Genomic DNA, 15,845 nt, shown 5'->3' with positions numbered 1-15,845 from the left:
CTTTAGGCCGGGAGTGGACGGGCAAAATGGCAGACTTCAGCATCGGTTTGCAAGAGGCATGGACGGCTCCAAGCCCGCATTTGCGGTTTTCCGGAGCAATCCTCACAGAAATCCGAACCCTTGCCGAAGCAGTGCCGCTCGCCCATAAAGGCCGATGAACCGGCAGGGCGCCGGCGGGACGGAAAGCAAATGGCATGAATGAGGAAACGACAGCGGAAACCGCCGGCCGGCGAAGCTTCCGCCTGCACAATGCAACGGTGCCGGCGCGGCCGCTGGAGCCGGCGCTTTATCTGGTCGCGACCCCCATCGGCAATCTCGGCGACATCACGCTGCGCGCGTTGGAAACGCTGGCCGGCGCCGATGTGCTCGCCTGCGAGGACACGCGCGTCACCCGTGTCCTGCTCGATCGCTACGGCATCCAGAACCGCCCTTTCGCCTATCACGAGCATAATGCCGACGAAGCGGGGCCGCGGCTCCTGCAGGCGCTGGAGGCGGGCCGGTCGGTGGCGCTGGTTTCCGATGCCGGCACGCCGCTCGTCTCCGATCCCGGCTATCGGCTGGCGCAGCAGGCGATCACGGCGGGCTATCGCGTCATTCCCATCCCCGGAGCGTCGGCGCCGCTTGCAGCGCTTGTCGGTTCCGGCCTGCCGAATGACGCCTTTCTTTTCGCCGGTTTCCTGCCGGTCAAGGACAAGGCCCGCCGCGACCGCCTCGGTGAACTTGCGACCGCACCGGCGACGCTGATCTTCTTTGAATCGCCGCATCGCATCGGCGCGACCCTTCTCGCCGCCGCCGATGTGCTGGGGGCCGCCCGGCCCGCCTCCGTCTGCCGCGAGCTGACCAAGACCTATGAGGAGTTTCGCCGCGGCACGCTGGCCGAGCTTGCCGCGCATTATCAGCAGGTGGAAAACGTCAAGGGCGAGATCGTCCTCGTCGTCGGCCCGCCGCAGCCGGCCGAAACGCCTGAAGCCGATGTCGAAGCCATGCTCGCCGACCTCTCGAAAACGATGCCGACGGCAAGGGCTGCGACCGAGGCGGCCCGGCTCACCGGCCTGCCGCGCAAGGCGCTCTACCAGCGCCTGCTGGAGATGAAGGGCGCCGATGGCCGATAAGGATCTCGCCGCCATCAGAAGGAAGGCGCTGCGGCGCGGCCGCATGTCGGAATATGTCGCGGCCGTCTTCCTGATGCTGAAGGGATATCGCATCCTGGCGCTTCGCCACCGCACCAGGCTCGGCGAGATCGATATCGTTGCCCGCAAGGGCAATCTCGCCGTCTTCGTCGAGGTCAAGGCCCGCCATGGCGAGGCGGCGGCCGTCGACGCCGTCTCCATCGCCTCGCAGAAGCGCATACGGGCGGCAAGCGATCTCTGGCTTGCCCGCCAGACCGATCATGCTCGTCTTTCCCAACGCTACGATATCGTGGCGATCACGCCCGGCCGGCTGCCGCGGCACTTTCCCGACGCATTCTGACCTCTTTCGACCCACCGGCTTTCCCGATCCTTAAAATTTTAATGCCGGCGTGAACGGGCTCCTTACGACTCTCTGCTATCCCCCGCCTTGGTAGGGATAAAAATCGGGGGTTGTTACGTGGCCTGGAAGATGATGCTTGCAAGCGCGGCCGCCATGGCTGCGCGCTCTGTGCCTTATGTTGCGCTGAAGCCGGCCGGAAAATCTTTCATCGCGCATGCAAGCGACATGCTGCCGCTGAAGCCGACGCCGATCAACCCGGACTGGATCGTCAGCGGCAACCCCGAGGCCCGCACGGCCGAACATTCGCGCGGCCATGACGAGGCGTCTCTGACGGCGATCTGGGACTGCACGGCGGGCGAATTCCGCTGGTATTTCGGTTGGGACGAGACCGTGATGATCCTCGAAGGCGAGGTCCACATCACCGCCGAGGACGGCACGGAGCGAACCCTTGCCGTCGGCGACGTCGCCTTTTTCGCAGGCGGAACCTGGGCGAGCTGGCGGGTCGACAACTATGTCCGCAAGGTCGCCTTCCTGCGCAAGCCTTTCCCGAAGCCCTTGGCGATCGCCTATCGTCTCCGCAACATGCTGCGCAACGGCGGCAACCAGGGCATCGCCGCCTGAATTCGCTGCCGGTGTCGTTCATTCCCAGCTAATCGGGCTGCGGCGGGGCGGTCGTTTCGCCGTTTAGAAACTCGCAGTCGAACAGGATCGGTTTGTCGAGCTCGGGTGCCGTCCGCTTGTTTAAGAGGACGGCCACCGCCGCCGCGGCCACCTCCTGAATCGGCTGCTTCACCGTCGTCAGCCGCGGCGTCGTCATGCTTGCGAGCGGGATGCCGTCGAAGCCGACGACGGAAAGGGCGGCAGGGATCGGGATTCCCAAATCATGCGCCGCCCGCATGCAGCCGATCGCCTGCTGGTCCGAGCTTGCAAAGATTGCCGTCGGCCGCTCGTTGCGCGCGCGCGCCAGAAGATAATTGCCCGCCGAACGGCCGCTCTCATAGTCGAACGCCGCCTCGGCAATCAGCGGCGATGCCCCCAATTCCGTGCCGCCGCCCGTCTGTTCCATCGCATCGAGATAGCCCCTGAGGCGATCGTTGGCGGGAACGGAGTGTTTGGGCCCCGAAATGAAGCCGATACGGCGATGCCCGAGCTTCAGAAGATGTTCGACGCCGAGGCGAACGCCGTTGCGGTGATCGGCGGCAATGCCGGAATATCCCGGCATGAGACGGTCGACGACGACGATCGGCAATCCTTTTGGCAGCTTGAGCGTATGGAAATCGTTGCTGGGAACGAGAATGATGCCGTCCACCTTCCGGCTCGTCAGCTGTCTGATACGGTCGGCCTCCTTGGCCGCGTGATCAAACGACGTCATGACGATGATGTTGTAGCCGTGATTTGCCGCCGCTTGTTCCGCGGATTGGACGAGTTCGGAGAAGAACGGATTGGTCAGATCCGGAATGACGATGCCGATGAGGCGGCTGACCTTGCTGCGCATGCTTCTGGCGGAAGGATCGGGCATATAGCCGAGCTCTTTGATGATGCCGTCGACGCGCGCCCGCAATTCCTTCGTGACCGAGGGATGATCGTTCAAAACCCTCGAGACCGTCCCGGTGGAAACGCCCGCAAGCTTGGCAACGTCTCTAATCCCGACTTTCGACATAACGGAAACATTTGCCCTTCAATAGCGCCTTCGGAAGACGCCCGGGGCGCCTGATCGGCTTCCAGCTAATCGTTCTCGCGGCTCCGGTCAAAGTCCGCATTCATTCGACCCCTCGATGGAACCGGTTCATCGCAATATTTGTAAAATACCTCGAACATGTCAATTCCGGGCAAAGTTTGGCCTCCGATCGGCGACTTGACAATTTTCGAGGGCGTGCTACCCAGATGATGTTGGAAACGGTTCATTACCGAGGGCAACTCAGATGGAGCTGAGCCCAGAGCCGTTCGGGAGGAAAAAATGTCCAAATCTATGAAGCGTGAATCCGTCTTGGCCAGTGCGCCGCGCCGTGCCGCATTGAAGCTCGGCCTCGCCGGTACCCTGGTGCTTGCGCTGTCCTGCGGCGTATCGCCCGCCTTTGCGGCCGAAAAGCCGAAGGTCGGCCTGATCATGAAGTCTCTGTCCAATGAGTTCTTCAAGCAGATGAAGGCCGGCGCCGACAAATATGCGGCCGAGAACAAGGACAAGTTCGATTTCAAGGCCGTCGGCATGAAGGACGAGCGTGATTTCGCCGCGCAGGTCGATGCCGTCGAAAACTTCGTCACCCAGAAATACGACATCATCGTCGTGGCGCCCGCCGATTCCAAGGCGATGGCGACCCCGCTGGCAAAAGCTGTGAAGGCCGGCGTCAAGGTCATCAACATCGACGTGCCGCTCGATGCCGATGCCAAGAAGAAGGCCGGGATCGATCTCGCTTTCTTCGGGCCTGACAACAAGGAAGGCGCAAAGCTCGCGGGCGATGCGCTGGCCAAGGATCTTGGCCCCGGCGCCAAGGTCGTCATCCTCGAGGGCAACCCCGAGGCCGACAATGCCAAGGAGCGCAAGGAAGGCTTCATGGATTCCGTCAAGACGGGCAAGCTCGAGCTTCTCGACAGCAAGACCGCCCATTGGGAGACGGAAGAAGCCAACACCGTCATGACGAATTTCCTGACGAAGTATAAGGATATTCAAGGCGTCATGGCCGCCAACGACTCCATGGCGCTGGGCGTCGTCAAGGCTCTCGATGCCGCTGGCCAGGCCGGCAAGATCAAGGTTGTCGGCTTCGACAACATTCCGCCGGTGCAGCCGCTGATCAAGGATGGCAAGATGCTTGCCACCGTCGAGCAGTATGGCGCACAGATGGCGGTCATGGGCATCGACTATGGTATGCGTGAACTTGCCGGCGAGAAATTCACCGGCTGGGTCAAGACCGACGTCAAGCTCGTCACGTCAGCCGATCTCAAATAATCGGGATTGCCGACTGCAAGGTAAAGGAGGCGCCGGCCGATGGCTGGCGCCAACCGCTCCCGATGAGGCCTGCTTTCGGCCTCGGGACGTGCGCCGCGTGTCCCTTTACGCATAAACGGCGCTGCAACATTCCGAATTGAACAGACCATGCATGAGGCCGACGTGTCAGACGCACCAGATGACGACATCCTGAAGCTGGAAGGAATCGGCAAGCGCTTCCCCGGCGTCGTGGCGCTCAAGGATGTTTCCATGCGGATCGGCCGCGGCAAGGGGCACGTTCTTCTCGGTGAAAACGGCGCGGGAAAATCGACCCTGATCAATTTGCTCGGCGGCGTCTTCCGGCCGGATGACGGCCACATCCTGTTTGATGGCGAGCAATATCATCCGTCCTCGCCCCTGGAGGCGTTCAGGGCCGGCATCCGCGTCATTCACCAGGAGCTGCATCCGCTTTCCAACCTGACGGTCGCGGAAAACCTGCTCTTCGAGCATCTGCCGCGCCGATATGGACTGGTGAACTACAAGGCGATGAACAAGAGGGCCTCCGAACTCCTGGAAGAGGTTGGCCTCGATGTCGCGCCGACGACGCTGGCGAGCCGCCTCAGCGTCGCGCAGCTTCAGCTCGTCGAGATCGCCAAGGCGCTTTGCTACGAAAGCAAGCTTCTCGTTCTCGATGAACCGACGGCAACCCTGACCTCCAAGGAGGTCGACCGCCTCTTCGAAATTCTCAAGCGCCTGAAGAACCGAGGCGTCACCACGCTCTACATCTCCCACCGGCTGGAGGAGATCTTCGAAGTCGGCGACGATGTGACGGTGCTGCGCGACGGCCAGCACGTGATCACCCGCCCGCTGTCGGGACTTGCCATCCCTGACATCGTCGAGCTCATGGTCGGCCGTAAGCTTTCCGATCACGGCGTCTTCCGCAGCGACAGCGCCGTATCCGGCGAGGCGCTCGGCGTTTCCCGCCTGAAGGTGACGCGCAACAGCCCGGAACTGTCCTTCTCCGTGGCAAAGGGAGAAATCGTCGGCATTGCCGGCCTCGTCGGCAGCGGCCGGACGGAGGCGGTTCGCGCCATATTCGGCGCGGACGCCAAGGCAGCCGGCGAAATCCGCCTGAACGGCGAACCGGTCGAGATCAATTCGCCCAAGGATGCCGTTGCGGCCGGGCTGTGTCTCGCGACCGAAGACCGCAAGATGCAGGGCCTGATGCTCGACATGAGCTGCGCCGAAAACGCCACCATCACCGATCTCGCCAAGATCTCCCGCAATGGCCTGATCAGCGGCAAGGCGGAGGATGGTCACGCCGAGCGCCTGGTGCGCGAGCTCAGGATCAAGACCCCGTCCATCCGCCAGGCCGTCAGGACGTTTTCCGGCGGCAACCAGCAGAAGGTCGTCATCGCCAAATGGCTGTTTCGCGGTCCCAAGGTCCTGATTTTCGATGAACCCACCCGCGGCATCGACGTCGGCGCCAAGGCCGAGATCTATGAGCTTCTGTGGAAGTTCGCGGCCGAGGGCAAGGGTGTCCTCGTCGTGTCTTCCGATCTGCCGGAGCTCATCGGCATCTGCCATCGCATCATCGTCTTCTCCGACGGCAAGATATCAGGTGAAATAGTCCGGGAAGATTTCGACGAGAGCAGGATCCTTTCGCTCGCCTACAAGGAGTACAGCCGTGTCCGCCAGCATTGAAAAACAGACCGAGGCGAAAGAGATGGGCTTCTGGGACAAGCTCATCCGCATCTCGATGAAGGAAGCGGGCGTCGCCATTGCCCTCATCCTGATCCTGGCGTTTTTCTCGGCGACGGCGCCCTATTTCGCCACGCCGGAGAACTTTCTGAAGATCTTCGTGCAGATCGCCATCAACACCGTGCTTGCCGCCGGCATGACCTTCGTCATCCTCGTCGGCGGCATCGATCTTTCGGTCGGCTCGCTGCTTGCCCTTTGCACGGTGATCGGCGCGACGATCATGATCAATCCGGCGCTTTCGCCATGGCAGGCAATCGTTCTCGCCTGCCTCGCGTCGATGGGCACGGGTGCCGCCCTTGGCGCCATCAACGGCTGGATCTGCGAGAAGTGGAAGCTGCCGTCCTTCATCGTCACTCTCGGCATGCTGAACGTCGCGAGCGGCCTGGCGCGCGTGGTCAGCGATAACTCCACGATCACCGGCCTGCCGCAGCCTTTCGTCGATTTCGGCAACCTGATCTTCTGGGGCATCTTCCCCTCGATCTTCCTGATTGCCATCGTCGTCGTCCTCATCGGCTGGTTCGTGCTGCGCTATACCGTCTTCGGCCGTTTCGTCTTCGCGATCGGCACCAATGAAGAGGCCGTGCGGCTGTCAGGCCATGCGCCGAAAAAATACAAGATCGCGGTCTTCACGATCTCCGGCTTGACCGCCGGCATCGCAGCCATGGTCTATCTGCTCCGCCTCAATGTCGGCAGCCCGGTCGCCGGCATCGGCTACGAGCTGAATGCCATCGCCGCCGTCATCATCGGCGGCACCAGCCTCTCCGGCGGCAAGGGCTCGATCATCGGCACGCTGGTGGGTGCCTGCATTCTGCAGGTGCTGTCGACGGGATTGCAGCTGCTCGGTGCCGACGACAACATCAAGCCGATCGTCATAGGTGCGGTCATCGTGCTCGCCGTCATTCTCGACAGCTATCGCGGCCGGCTGATGCGCATCCTCGAAACGCGTTGATCCGCAGATGCGAGCATGGATAACGGCCGATCGGAAGCCCCGATTGGCCGTTGCGTTTGATATCTCGCCGACCTACATCTGTCCGGCATTCAGCGAGGGACGGAAATGGCCAAGATCACCAATGTAGCGGTCCAGATGGACCATGTCGCCGGCATTAATATCGCAGGCGATTCCACCTTCGCCATGAGCCTGGAAGCCCAGGCGCGCGGCTACAGGCTGTTCCACTATACGCCCGAGCGGCTGAGCTTCCGTGACGGCAAGCTCTTTGCCACCGTCGAGCCGATGGTGCTGCGCGACGTCAAGGGCGATCACTTCGAGCTTGGCGCGCCGGAGCGCGTCGATCTCTCGACCATGGATGTCGTGCTGCTGCGCCAGGATCCGCCCTTCGACATGGCCTATATCACCTCGACGCATCTGCTCGAGCGCATCCACCCGAAGACGCTCGTCGTCAACGATCCGGCCTGGGTGCGCAATTCGCCGGAGAAGATCTTCGTCACCGAATTTTCCGACCTGATGCCGAAGACGCTGATCACCAAGGACCCGGCCGAAATCCGCCGCTTCCGCGACGAGATGGGCGATATCATCCTGAAGCCGCTTTACGGCAATGGCGGCGCCGGCGTCTTCCACTCGACCCGCGACGACCGCAACCTTTCCTCGCTGCTCGAAATGTTCGGCCAGCTCTTCCGCGAGCCCTTCATCGCCCAGCAATATCTGCCCGACGTGCGCAAGGGCGACAAGCGCATCATCCTGGTCGACGGCGAATTCGCCGGCGCGATCAACCGCGTACCGGCCGAGCACGACAGCCGCTCCAACATGCATGTCGGCGGCCGCGCCGAGGCGACCGAGCTGACGCCGCGCGAAAAGGAGATCTGCGCCCGCATCGGCCCGGCGTTGCGCGAGCGCGGCTTCCTGCTCGTCGGCATCGATGTGATCGGCGATTACATGACCGAGATCAACGTCACTTCGCCGACGGGTATCCGCGAGGTCAGGAAGTTCGGCGGCGCCGATATCGCAGCCTTGCTTTGGGATGCGATCGAGCGCAAGCGCGGCTGAGATCGCGGCCTTTACCCGCCCGCTTCGCTGCCGTGGCCGGATACAACCGCGTCACGGCGACTGCTCCGAATATGTTCTTTTATCGTTCTTGTTTTATTCCATTTTCCATGCAAGATTGCAACCGCTGGCCTTAAGGCCGCAGGGCGGTAAGTAAAAGTTTGCAGGGGCAAGGGGTAGGCGGATGGTCGCGCGCGTCAGTACGGTCGCATTTCAGGGTATCGAAGGCGTGCCGGTCGAGGTCCAGGTCATGATCGCGCCCGGCAAGGTGGGAATGCAGATCGTTGGCCTGCCCGACAAGGCGGTGGCCGAAAGCCGCGAGCGCGTGCAGGCCGCCCTTCACGCCTCCGGCCTGGCGCTGCCGGCCAAGCGGGTGACCGTCAATCTGGCGCCCGCCGATTTGCCGAAAGAGGGCTCGCATTTCGATCTCCCGATCGCACTCGCGCTGATGGCGGCCCTCGGCGCCATACCCGCCGATGCGCTGTCGGATTTTGTCGTCGTCGGCGAGCTCAATCTCGATGGAACGATCGCCGCCATTGCTGGCGCGCTGCCGGCCGCCATCGGCGCCAATGCGCTCGGCAAGGGGCTGATCTGCCCGGCCGAAAGCGGCGCGGAAGCCGCCTGGGCGGGTGCCGATGTCGATATTCTCGCGCCCCGCAGCCTGATCGCCCTTGCCAATCATTTCCGCGGCACGCAGGTACTGTCTAGGCCGGAGCCGTCGATCCGCGCCAATGCCGCCAACCTGCCTGATCTTGCCGAGATCAAGGGCCAGGAAAGCGCCAAGCGCGCCCTCGAAGTCGCGGCCGCCGGCGGTCATAATCTTCTGATGGTCGGTCCTCCCGGTTCCGGCAAGTCGATGCTGGCATCCCGGTTGCCATCGATCCTGCCGCCGCTTTCGCCCGCCGAGTTGCTGGAAGTTTCGATGGTCCATTCCATCGCCGGCCAGCTCACCGGCGGCAAGCTTTCCGACCGCCGTCCCTTCCGCACCCCGCATCATTCCGCCACCATGGCTGCCCTTGTCGGCGGCGGGTTGCGCGCCCGTCCGGGCGAGGCTTCGCTTGCTCATCATGGCGTGCTTTTCCTCGATGAGTTTCCCGAATTCACGCCGCAGGCGCTCGATGCGCTGCGCCAGCCGCTCGAAGGCGGGGAATGCGTCATCGCGCGGGCCAATCACCGCGTCTCCTATCCCGCCAAATTCCAGCTGATCGCGGCGATGAACCCCTGCCGCTGCGGCATGGCGGGCGAGCCCGGCCATACCTGCGCCCGCGGCCCGCGCTGCATGAGCGATTACCAGGCCCGTATCTCCGGCCCGCTGATGGACCGCATCGATATCCGCATCGACGTGCCCGCCGTCTCCGCCGCCGATCTCATCCGCCCGATGGCGGCCGAAGCCAGCGCCGACGTCGCCCGCCGCGTCGCCCGCGCCCGCGAAGTCCAGCAGGAGCGCTTCGAAAGCGCCGGTGCAAAGGGCATCGGCACCAACGCCCGCTGCTCCACTGCGATGATCGAAAAACTCGCCGAACCCGACGCCGGCGGCCTGCAACTGCTGCGCGACGCCGCCGAGAAAATGAAATTCTCCGCCCGCGGCTACCACCGCGTCCTCAAGGTCGCCCGCACGCTTGCCGATCTTGATGATAAGCCGACGGTTGGCCGTATGCATTTGGCTGAGGCGATCTCCTATCGTATTGCAGGAGAGAGATTGACGGCTGCGGCGTGAGAGAAAGCGGCGCTGAAGCGCCTACCCGCCAAGGCCTGAAGTTTTCAGCGCTGCCGAGAGAGTGCCCGTTGCTGGCGCCGCCAGCAATGCGAGTGATTGTCAATCTTACGCGTCGATCAGTCGGAGCAGGGTTCGCATGATTAAGCGGTGGCGGCATTGCTAGGCGCCAATAAATATTAGGTTGTCAACTTTTGGCTCAGAGACGAAATAAACCTGTCAAAGTCGTGGCTGCCTGCCACCTGTGTGGTGAAGTAAAGAAGCTTTGCGACGCTCATTTGTTTCCAAACGGCTTGCGCAAGTTCGTTACCGATGACCCGAGAAATCCTGCATTTCACTTTCTCGATGTGAACCATCGAGAAAACGATAGAGAGCGCAATACTCTCTTCTTCGATCCCGGTATATTGTGCTCGGATTGCGACAGAGCACTGGGGCCATATGACGCGGCATTAATCAAGTTTGTGGAGGCGTGGATTGGGTGCCATTACCGACAGCTGCAAGAGCCGCCCTCCGAAAAATACCGAGGAATTTGGTTGCCCTTTGATGCAGCAAAGCTGCGGCTGGCTATCCTGATCTGCATATACCGGTTCGTTATCTCTCCGCGACACCCAAAAATTGCTCTCGATCCATATCGTCATGCCCTGCTTGAAGCGAGCATTCATGCACTGGGGAGGTTCGGTCGTGATCCTACTGGTGTAATGATCCTCGGGTATTATCGGCACTGGATGACTGACGGCTCATTGAGCATTGATGTTACGGAGATAGGTAGACCTCATCCGGCGGGGCACGACGATGGCTTCGTTATCGAATTGTTTGGGCTCTCGATCTTCGTAGATATGACAGGTGCTCGTAGCTTTCCTCGCCAGTTTTACCTTGGCGAAGATCGAAGCGAGGGCGACAAGGTGCACATGCATATAACGTCCGTCGAGAACGGCACTGCGACCTTCAAGCACTTCCTTGATGTGCTGAAGTTTGGTGGCTTTCAGCGACTCCTTGGTAAATAGCCCGAGTGACCGGTAGAGGGGCTTTCAATCCACGACGCCAATGCGAAGCAGTAGCCAAGAGGAGCAGATCGCACAAGAAAACAAGTTACGATAGGTGATTTCGTATGCGATGAGCGCCTGACCGCCGCGGCCCAACAAGACGGGGCGCCGAAGCGCCCCGATATCTGGAAAGATGAATGACCGGGACCATTCCCAGCCAGCATCCCGCCTCAGTTCCCCAGCCCCTCAAACAGCGCGGTCGACAAATACCGCTCCGCAAAGGACGGGATGATGATGACGATATTCTTCCCTGCATTCTCCGGCCGGCTGCCGACCTTGATCGCAGCCGTTAGCGCCGCACCCGAGGAAATCCCCACCGGCACGCCTTCGAGCCGTGCGATGAGGCGCGCCTGCTGAAAGGCTTCGTCATTGGTCACGGTGACGACTTCGTCATAGATGCCGGTGTCGAGGATCTTCGGCGCGAAGCCGGCGCCGATACCCTGGATCTTGTGCGGGCCGGGGTTGCCGCCGGAGAGGATGGGTGAATCGGCAGGCTCGACGGCGATGATCTGGATCTCGGGTTTGCGGCTTTTCAGCACCTGGCCGACGCCGGTGATCGTGCCGCCGGTGCCGATGCCGGAGACGACGATATCGACGGTGCCGTCCGTATCGTTCCAGATTTCCTCGGCCGTCGTCTGGCGGTGGATCTCGGGGTTCGCGGGATTTTCGAACTGCTGCGGGATGATCGCGTCGGGAAGGGAGGCGGCCAGCTCTTCGGCCTTGGCGATGGCGCCCTTCATGCCCTTCGGGCCTTCGGTCAGCACCAGTTCGGCGCCGAGCAGCACCAGCATCTTACGGCGCTCGACCGACATCGTCTCCGGCATGGTGAGGATCAGTCGGTAGCCCTTGGCGGCGGCTGCGAAGGCGAGTGCGATGCCCGTATTGCCCGACGTCGGCTCGATCAGCACCGTTTTGCCAGGCGTGATCTTGCCCTGTGCTTCGAGGCTTTCTATCATCGCCACGCCGATGCGGTCTTTCACGGAAGCGATCGGGTTGAAGAATTCGAGCTTGCCGATCAGGTTTGCCACGACGCCCTTTTCCCGCGCCAGCTTGTCGAAGCGCACGAGCGGCGTGTTGCCGATGGTTTCGGTGATCGAGGAATAGATGCGGCCGCGGCCGGGCTTGTGCGACATGGTGCTCTCCCTTTGCAATACGGTTCTGAAATCGGGAGGAGAATAGGGTCAAAAGCCGAATGAGGCCAGACCGCGTTCACGTCAGGGGCGCGGGCTGCGGAGAAAAAAACCTTTGAAAACCGTTTCTTGCCGAATGTTTATTTCAGGCCGCCCGCGTGGCGATGAAGGCGGCCGTGCCGGCGAGGATGCCGGCCGCCACCCGGTTCAGCGCCTGCAAGGCGCGCGGCTTCTTGAGCATCGTGCGGGCGCGTGAGGCAAGCAGCATATAGGGCACGAGCACGACGATCAGCACCACGAAGGTCGCGGCAAGCAGCATCGCATAATCGCCGAGCCCGATATTGCCGATATCGATCAGCGTCGGCGCCAGGGCGACGTAAAAGAGCATCGTCTTCGGATTGCCGAGTGTCACCAGCAGGCCGGAAAGGAAGGACATGCCGATATTGGTGGATTTTCCCGCCGCAATGTCATGCGGCAGCAGTCCCGCCGTCCAGAGTTTCCAGGCGATATAGCCGAGATAGAGGGCGCCGGCGATCTTGATGGCGATGAACACCTCGACGAAGGTCTGCGCCACGAAGGCAAGGCCGAGAATGACCGCCGTGAGATAGATCATGTCGCCGAGCACCAGGCCGAGGCCCATGAAGAAGGTCTCGCGAAAATTCGAGCCAAGCGCGCGGGCGACGATCGCCGTGATCCCCGGTCCGGGAATGGCTGCGGCGATGAACAGCGCTCCGGCATAGGCAAGCAAGGCGGTCAGGCTCATCTTCATATCCACGAGGTTCGCGTGGATTTCTCTATAAGCAGGCGTCGTGGCATTCATCAATGCCGTGGCGCTGATCGGTCCATAACCATCAGGAATGGGTTGGCGGAACCAAATTCGATGCGACATGCCTGGCTCAGTTCTGAAGCGCCCGGGGCCGCAGCCAGCGTGGCGTCCAGCCGAGATTCATGCCGGCGGCGGCAAGCAGGATGGTGGCGGCGCCTAATATCTGGATCGGCTGCAGCGTGTGGCCGAAAGCCAGCCGGTCGACGACGATCGCGGCGATCGGATAGAGGAAGGAGAGGGCGCCTGTGAGATGCGTCGGCAGCCTCTGGATCGCGCCATAGAGCAGCACATACATCAGCCCGGTATGGACGACGCCGATGGTAATGAGGATCGCCCAGCCCCCCATATCGGCAGGCGGATGGGAAAAATCGGTCATCGGCGCCAGCATCAGCATTCCGGTCGCAACCTGGATGAGCGCGATCAGGTGCGGCGGCGTGCCTTTCAGCCATTTCGCCGCCAGCGCCGCGAGTGCGTAGAAGAAGGCCGCACCAAGCGCCATCAGGATGCCGAGGCCGTAGCCGTCGAACGCATCGCCGCCCGCACCGGGCTTCGCCTGCACGATCGCCGTCATCCCGGCGAAGGCGAGCGCCAGCCAGAACAGCTTGGCGGCGGTGATCTTCTCGCCGAGAAAAAGCGCGCCGAGCACGAGCAGCATGAAGGGCTGGGTATTGTAGACGGTCGTGGCGACCGAGATCGTCGCATGCGAATAGGAGGCGAAGAGCAGCAGCCAGTTGACCACGATGGCGACGCCGCCGAAGACGGCGATGCCGAAGATGCGCAGCGTGATGATGCCGGGCCGCAGCAGCCCGAGAACTCCGCAGATCACAAGCAGCGTGAGCGCGCCGAACAGGCAGCGCCAGAAGACCACGCCGCTGACCGGCTGGCCGGACATGACGACGAACCAGCCGATCGTCCCCGAGATCAGCATCGCCGCCGTCATTTCCGCTGAGCCTCTTTTAATGTCGCTGCCCATGATTGCCTCCGTTTTCGACGATAGGAGAATATTGCGAGGGAAGCCGTTTTTATATAATAATGAAAAGGTAGATTGGCTTTCATGCCTAATAATAATATGAAAAGTGATCAGAATGACTAATGATGCGCAATCACTCGATGAGGTCGATCAGGCCATTCTGGAGGCGCTGGCCGGCAATGCGCGGATCTCGCTGAAGGAATTGGCGCAGGAGGCAGGCCTCTCCTCGCCGAGTGCCGCCGAGCGCCTGCGGCGGCTGGAGGAGCGCGGCGTCATCAAGGCCTTCACTATCGATCTCGATCCCGCCGCCGTCGGTTATCCCCTGCAGGCGATCGTGCGGGTGCGCCCGCTGCCGGGACAGCTGCATATCGTCGAGCGCATCATCCAGGACATTCCCGAAATCGTCGAATGCGACAAGGTGACAGGCGAGGATTGCTTCATCGCCCGCCTGGTCGTCCGCTCCATGGGGGAACTGGACGGCATTCTGGACAGGGTCGCGGAAAAGGCGGAGACCAACACCTCGATGATCAAGTCGTCGCCCGTCAAACGCCGCCTGCCGCCGCTTTCACGGAAAATGTAGGAGCTGGCTGAGCCGGGCCTTAAAAATCCGCCATCGGCGAGAGCATTGCCGGAAAATCCACGCTGGTGTCGCCAAGGCCGCGCACCATCAGCACGGTCCCGCTCTCGAAGGGGAGCGGAACACCGTCCCAATCGAGCCTGTCCGGGCGGAAAAACACGTCGATGAAGGTCGGGGCGACCTCCAATCCTCCGAGGATCATCGCAAGCGGCGGTATCTCCGTTGCAACGACATCGATGAGGCCGAAGCGTCCCGACCCGTCCGTCTTCCAGGCGATTGCCGCCTGCTTATCTTGCAGAAAACTGATCCGCACATCGGGATCAAGGCGGGTATTGATCAGGAACATCGCCGCATTGTTCGACACAGCCAGCGAATTCGAAACCGGGCTCCGTCCTTTCAGCAGCGATTGCAGAAGAGCAAGATCGTCAGGATCGGTCGGTGTAAGCAGTCGCGCAGGCCGCAGCGCGGAAGAGGCCGCTGGTGCTATGCCCTCGTATCGATGCAATGGTATCGAGCGAAAACCATAAGGTTCGTAAAGCGACGGCTTGTCGGTATAGAGGATGACGGCTTCGAAACCTTGCCGGTCGCACCAGTCGAGCGCTTTTACCGTCAGGTCGCGGTAGAGCCCGCGGCCGCGCCATGGCGGACGCACCGCGCCGGATTGCAGCCCGGCGGCATGGACGTTCCGGCCGTTGATGACGAAGGGCAGCGCGAAGGCCGAGATATTGGCGGCAAGCTCGCCTTTGGCATCGAACCAGCCGAAGGGCATGCTGGTGGGATCGGGGCCGCCAAGCTGTTTCAGCGGCCCGATATCGATGCCGAAAATATCCTGAAGCAGGCGAACCAGCGCCGACCAGCCGGCGGGATCGGCGAAATAATCCTGACGAAAGCTCAGGCCCGCGCTGTCGAGGCGCTTCGTCATCACACGCCAGTGGAGCCGAAGCCGCCTGCGCCGCGCGCGGTTTCGCTGGCCTCTGTGATCTCGGCCACCCGCGCCTGGGTCACTGGCGCGATCACCATCTGGGCGATGCGCATGCCGCGCTCGATGATGAAGGCTTCCTCGCCGAGATTGGCGAGCAGCACCTTCACCTCGCCGCGATAGTCGCTGTCGACGGTGCCCGGCGAATTCAGGCAGGTGATGCCGTGCTTGAAGGCAAGGCCGGAGCGCGGCCGCACCTGGCCTTCGAACCCTTCGGGGATTTCGAAGATGAAGCCGGTCGGCACCAGCGCCCGTTTGCCGGGCAGCAGTGTCAGCGGAGCCGCGTCGTCGACGGCGGCGCGCAGGTCCATGCCGGCCGCGCCCTTGCTCTCATAGGCGGGCAGGTCGAGGCCCGCGCCATTGGCCAGGCGGATGAGGTTCAGCGTCGGGCTGAGGTCGTGATGAATGGTCATGGCCCATTACTTTGCGTCTCGAAGGGCGAGGTCAATTGCA

Annotated in this window: 16 protein-coding genes; 10 read left to right on the top strand and 6 right to left on the bottom strand. The window is 62.1% G+C overall.

Annotated features, from left to right (window positions below; translation table 11 throughout):
• Nucleotides 1–194: 194 nt before the first annotated feature.
• The 3 genes from rsmI (at nt 195) to QD408_RS01215 (ending at nt 2,091) form a co-directional block, all read left to right on the top strand.
• Nucleotides 195–1,112 (top strand): 16S rRNA (cytidine(1402)-2'-O)-methyltransferase, encoded by a 918-nt coding sequence (rsmI, locus tag QD408_RS01225; RefSeq protein ID WP_414138073.1) that lies wholly within the window; start codon nt 195–197, stop codon nt 1,110–1,112.
• Nucleotides 1,102–1,470 carry a YraN family protein gene (locus tag QD408_RS01220; RefSeq protein ID WP_414138072.1) on the top strand — a complete coding sequence of 123 codons (369 nt, stop codon included), beginning with the start codon at nt 1,102–1,104 and terminating at the stop codon, nt 1,468–1,470. The genes rsmI and QD408_RS01220 overlap by 11 nt, the downstream gene beginning before the upstream one ends.
• Before the next feature lie 117 nt (nt 1,471–1,587).
• Nucleotides 1,588–2,091, top strand: coding sequence for a cupin domain-containing protein (locus QD408_RS01215; RefSeq protein ID WP_245313617.1), 504 nt, complete (start codon nt 1,588–1,590; stop codon nt 2,089–2,091).
• Between the two features lie 28 nt (nt 2,092–2,119).
• On the opposite strand, the gene QD408_RS01210 is transcribed toward QD408_RS01215, so the two are convergent.
• The gene (locus QD408_RS01210) at nt 2,120–3,130 is read right to left on the bottom strand and encodes a LacI family DNA-binding transcriptional regulator (RefSeq protein WP_088684451.1); all 1,011 of its coding nucleotides are present in this window, start codon (nt 3,128–3,130) and stop codon (nt 2,120–2,122) included.
• A 297-nt stretch (nt 3,131–3,427) separates the two neighbouring features.
• Between QD408_RS01210 and QD408_RS01205 the strand changes: the two genes are divergently transcribed.
• The 6 genes from QD408_RS01205 to QD408_RS01180 all read left to right on the top strand — a co-directional run bounded on the left by QD408_RS01205 (nt 3,428) and on the right by QD408_RS01180 (nt 10,871).
• Nucleotides 3,428–4,414 carry a sugar ABC transporter substrate-binding protein gene (locus tag QD408_RS01205; RefSeq protein WP_088684452.1) on the top strand — a complete coding sequence of 329 codons (987 nt, stop codon included), beginning with the start codon at nt 3,428–3,430 and terminating at the stop codon, nt 4,412–4,414.
• 147 nt (nt 4,415–4,561) lie between these two features.
• Nucleotides 4,562–6,097, top strand: coding sequence for a sugar ABC transporter ATP-binding protein (locus QD408_RS01200; RefSeq protein ID WP_414138071.1), 1,536 nt, complete (start codon nt 4,562–4,564; stop codon nt 6,095–6,097).
• Nucleotides 6,081–7,103, top strand: a complete 1,023-nt coding sequence (locus QD408_RS01195; RefSeq protein ID WP_414138070.1) for an ABC transporter permease — start codon at nt 6,081–6,083, stop codon at nt 7,101–7,103. Before QD408_RS01200 ends, QD408_RS01195 begins: the two co-directional genes overlap by 17 nt.
• 105 nt (nt 7,104–7,208) lie before the next feature.
• Nucleotides 7,209–8,156 carry a glutathione synthase gene (gshB, locus tag QD408_RS01190; protein ID WP_088684455.1) on the top strand — a complete coding sequence of 316 codons (948 nt, stop codon included), beginning with the start codon at nt 7,209–7,211 and terminating at the stop codon, nt 8,154–8,156.
• Between the two features lie 181 nt (nt 8,157–8,337).
• On the top strand, nt 8,338–9,870 hold the full coding sequence (locus QD408_RS01185) for a YifB family Mg chelatase-like AAA ATPase (RefSeq protein ID WP_414138069.1): 1,533 nt from the start codon (nt 8,338–8,340) through the stop codon (nt 9,868–9,870).
• Nucleotides 9,871–10,061: 191 nt separating this feature from the next.
• Nucleotides 10,062–10,871 carry a hypothetical protein gene (locus tag QD408_RS01180; protein ID WP_141105665.1) on the top strand — a complete coding sequence of 270 codons (810 nt, stop codon included), beginning with the start codon at nt 10,062–10,064 and terminating at the stop codon, nt 10,869–10,871.
• A 209-nt stretch (nt 10,872–11,080) separates the two neighbouring features.
• Here QD408_RS01180 and cysK read toward each other — a convergent pair whose 3' ends face one another.
• The 3 genes from cysK to QD408_RS01165 form a co-directional block, all read right to left on the bottom strand.
• Nucleotides 11,081–12,043: a cysteine synthase A gene (gene cysK / locus QD408_RS01175; RefSeq protein WP_088684458.1), complete on the bottom strand. Its 963-nt coding sequence runs from the start codon at nt 12,041–12,043 to the stop codon at nt 11,081–11,083.
• A 142-nt stretch (nt 12,044–12,185) separates the two neighbouring features.
• Entirely contained in the window at nt 12,186–12,803 is a 618-nt protein-coding gene (locus QD408_RS01170; RefSeq protein ID WP_414138233.1) for a LysE family translocator, read from the bottom strand.
• 133 nt (nt 12,804–12,936) lie between these two features.
• Entirely contained in the window at nt 12,937–13,839 is a 903-nt protein-coding gene (locus QD408_RS01165) for a DMT family transporter (protein WP_414138068.1), read from the bottom strand.
• 112 nt (nt 13,840–13,951) lie between these two features.
• Here QD408_RS01165 and QD408_RS01160 point away from each other — a divergent pair, with 112 nt between their 5' ends.
• Nucleotides 13,952–14,416 carry an Lrp/AsnC family transcriptional regulator gene (locus QD408_RS01160; RefSeq protein ID WP_088684460.1) on the top strand — a complete coding sequence of 155 codons (465 nt, stop codon included), beginning with the start codon at nt 13,952–13,954 and terminating at the stop codon, nt 14,414–14,416.
• 19 nt (nt 14,417–14,435) lie between these two features.
• On the opposite strand, the gene QD408_RS01155 is transcribed toward QD408_RS01160, so the two are convergent.
• On the bottom strand, nt 14,436–15,335 hold the full coding sequence (locus QD408_RS01155; RefSeq protein ID WP_414138067.1) for a GNAT family N-acetyltransferase: 900 nt from the start codon (nt 15,333–15,335) through the stop codon (nt 14,436–14,438).
• Nucleotides 15,335–15,805 (bottom strand): dUTP diphosphatase, encoded by a 471-nt coding sequence (gene dut, locus QD408_RS01150; protein WP_414138066.1) that lies wholly within the window; start codon nt 15,803–15,805, stop codon nt 15,335–15,337. The genes QD408_RS01155 and dut overlap by 1 nt, the downstream gene beginning before the upstream one ends.
• Nucleotides 15,806–15,845: the final 40 nt, after the last annotated feature.

Source organism: Rhizobium sp. BR 249, from assembly GCF_047445895.1.
Classification (GTDB): domain Bacteria; phylum Pseudomonadota; class Alphaproteobacteria; order Rhizobiales; family Rhizobiaceae; genus Rhizobium.
This window is presented reverse-complemented; position numbering and strand designations above follow the sequence as displayed.

Coding starts and splice junctions, on each gene's coding strand:
- QD408_RS01205 (WP_088684452.1), top strand. CDS start 3,428: ATGTCCAAATCTATGAAGCGTGAATCCGTCTTGGCCAGTGCGCCGCGC.
- QD408_RS01155 (WP_414138067.1), bottom strand. CDS start 15,335: ATGACGAAGCGCCTCGACAGCGCGGGCCTGAGCTTTCGTCAGGATTAT.
- rsmI (WP_414138073.1), top strand. CDS start 195: ATGAATGAGGAAACGACAGCGGAAACCGCCGGCCGGCGAAGCTTCCGC.
- QD408_RS01185 (WP_414138069.1), top strand. CDS start 8,338: ATGGTCGCGCGCGTCAGTACGGTCGCATTTCAGGGTATCGAAGGCGTG.
- QD408_RS01210 (WP_088684451.1), bottom strand. CDS start 3,130: ATGTCGAAAGTCGGGATTAGAGACGTTGCCAAGCTTGCGGGCGTTTCC.
- QD408_RS01200 (WP_414138071.1), top strand. CDS start 4,562: ATGCATGAGGCCGACGTGTCAGACGCACCAGATGACGACATCCTGAAG.
- gshB (WP_088684455.1), top strand. CDS start 7,209: ATGGCCAAGATCACCAATGTAGCGGTCCAGATGGACCATGTCGCCGGC.
- cysK (WP_088684458.1), bottom strand. CDS start 12,043: ATGTCGCACAAGCCCGGCCGCGGCCGCATCTATTCCTCGATCACCGAA.
- QD408_RS01165 (WP_414138068.1), bottom strand. CDS start 13,839: ATGGGCAGCGACATTAAAAGAGGCTCAGCGGAAATGACGGCGGCGATG.
- QD408_RS01170 (WP_414138233.1), bottom strand. CDS start 12,803: ATGAGCCTGACCGCCTTGCTTGCCTATGCCGGAGCGCTGTTCATCGCC.
- QD408_RS01160 (WP_088684460.1), top strand. CDS start 13,952: ATGACTAATGATGCGCAATCACTCGATGAGGTCGATCAGGCCATTCTG.
- dut (WP_414138066.1), bottom strand. CDS start 15,805: ATGACCATTCATCACGACCTCAGCCCGACGCTGAACCTCATCCGCCTG.
- QD408_RS01220 (WP_414138072.1), top strand. CDS start 1,102: ATGGCCGATAAGGATCTCGCCGCCATCAGAAGGAAGGCGCTGCGGCGC.